This window comes from Kitasatospora sp. NPDC048298 (assembly GCF_043201465.1).
In the GTDB taxonomy this organism is placed as follows: Bacteria; Actinomycetota; Actinomycetes; order Streptomycetales; family Streptomycetaceae; genus Kitasatospora.
Genome location: NZ_JBICYZ010000168.1, coordinates 1 through 1,685, shown reverse-complemented (window position 1 = coordinate 1,685; position 1,685 = coordinate 1). Strand labels below are relative to the sequence as shown.

Below are 1,685 nucleotides of genomic sequence, written 5' to 3'. Positions count from 1 at the left end.
GAAGGTCAGCAGGGCGGTCGAGGCGATCCAGAACAGGCCCATCACGGCGACGATCGCGTAGCCCTGGCGGTTGTCCCCCACCATCCGGCCGAAGGTCCGCGGCAGCGCGAACGGGATCACCAGGATCAGGAAGACCTCGACCAGGTTGGTGAAGCCGGTCGGGTTCTCGAACGGGTGCGCCGAGTTGGCGTTGAAGAAGCCGCCACCGTTGGTGCCGAGCAGCTTGATGACCTCCTGGGAGGCCACCGGGCCGCCCGGGATCTTCTGGGCCTCACCCGCGAGGCCGGTGACCTCGTGGAAGCCGTGGAAGTTCTGGATCACGCCGTTGGCGGCCAGGACCAGGGCGAAGACGATCGAGATCGGCAGCAGCAGCCGCAGGTTGATCCGGGTGAGGTCCACCCAGAAGTTGCCGACCCGGTCCGTCCTGTTCCGGGTGAAGCCCCGGACCAGCGCGGCGACGACGGCGATGCCGACGGCCGCGGAGACGAAGTTCTGCACGGCCAGACCCGCCATCTGCGCCACCTGGCCCATCGCGGACTCGCCCGCGTAGGACTGCCAGTTGGTGTTGGCGACGAACGAGATGGCGGTGTTCCAGGCCTGGTGGCCCTCCATCTGCGGAACACCCAGGCTCAGCAGCAGGTAGCCCTGGAGGCGGATCAGACCGTAGAGGAAGAGGACGGAGACGGCCGAGAAGGCCAGCACCGAGCGGAGGTACACCGGCCACCGCTGATCGGCGTCGCCGTCGACGCCGATCAGCTTGTAGATGCCGCGCTCGACTCTGAGGTGCCTGGCGGAGGTGAGGAGCTTGGCGATGTAGTCGCCGAGGGGGCGGTAGCACAGGGCCAGCGCGCCGACGAGGGCGAGCACCTGCAGCCAGCCCGCGAGAGTGGATCCCATGTCAGAACTTCTCCGGGAAGATCAGCGCCACGACGAGATAGCCGACGAGCGCGACGGCCACGACCAGACCAGCGATGTTCTCCGCGCTCATGCGGCCACCTCGCTGCGCTCGCTGGGCGCCTGGCGCAACACGCGCCCTCCGATGGTTCGTTCGCTGCGCTCACTCACAGCTTCTCCACCCCCCGCGCGATCAGGGCGATGACGGCGAACACGGCGACCGTGACACCGACGTAGATGAGATCGGACATGGGCTCCACCAGAGTGGTTCGGGAGATGCCGCGACCTGGGCCGGAGGGGCTCGCGCGGCACCGGCGGAAGACCGGCAGATGCAGCAAACCAGCCGTCAGGGGCGCGTTATGGGGCCCTGACGCCGTCCATACGGGTGACAGCGCGACGTTGACGCGACGTTGACGGGCGCTTCACCGGACCGAGACCGTCGTGATCGGGCCGAGACGTGGCCGGGGCCCGCGTGGGCCGGCTCGGGAGCGGAAAACGGCGGGCCCCGGACGGCAGGCTGCCGTCCGGGGCCGCCCCGCTCCCCGTTCCCCGTACCCCGTTCCCGGTCACATCCGCATGCGCAGCCGGCAGACCACCGCGTCGGTGTGCCGCCGCAGGGCGCGGTCGATCACGGCGCCGCGCCGGTTCTGGAGCGCCCGCTGCCACCAGCGGGCCGGCTCCACCTCGGGGATCAATACGGTCAGCCGGTCGTAGACGTGCTCCGCCCCCAGCTCGTTGACGAAGTCCGCGATCGGCCTGCCCAGCCGGCGGTGGACGTCCGGGATCTCCAC

The 1,685-nt window shown here is 69.7% G+C and carries 2 protein-coding genes and 1 pseudogene; all 3 read right to left on the bottom strand.

The genetic code is table 11. The annotated features are described in order from the left end of the window. Positions 1-897: potassium-transporting ATPase subunit KdpA (locus ACGF0D_RS44220; RefSeq protein ID WP_392926244.1), on the bottom strand; the 897-nt coding region annotated here is incomplete at its 3' end. A gap of 1 nt (position 898) precedes the next feature. Then, entirely contained in the window at positions 899-988 is a 90-nt protein-coding gene (kdpF, locus tag ACGF0D_RS44215) for a K(+)-transporting ATPase subunit F (protein ID WP_045693083.1), read from the bottom strand. A 472-nt stretch (positions 989-1,460) separates the two neighbouring features. Then, positions 1,461-1,685, bottom strand: a pseudogene (locus tag ACGF0D_RS44210) (amino acid permease); the annotation flags it as partial.

What these genes read in the sequence shown, in the direction of transcription:
- kdpF (WP_045693083.1), bottom strand. Translation starts at nt 988, where the DNA reads ATGAGCGCGGAGAACATCGCTGGTCTGGTCGTGGCCGTCGCGCTCGTC.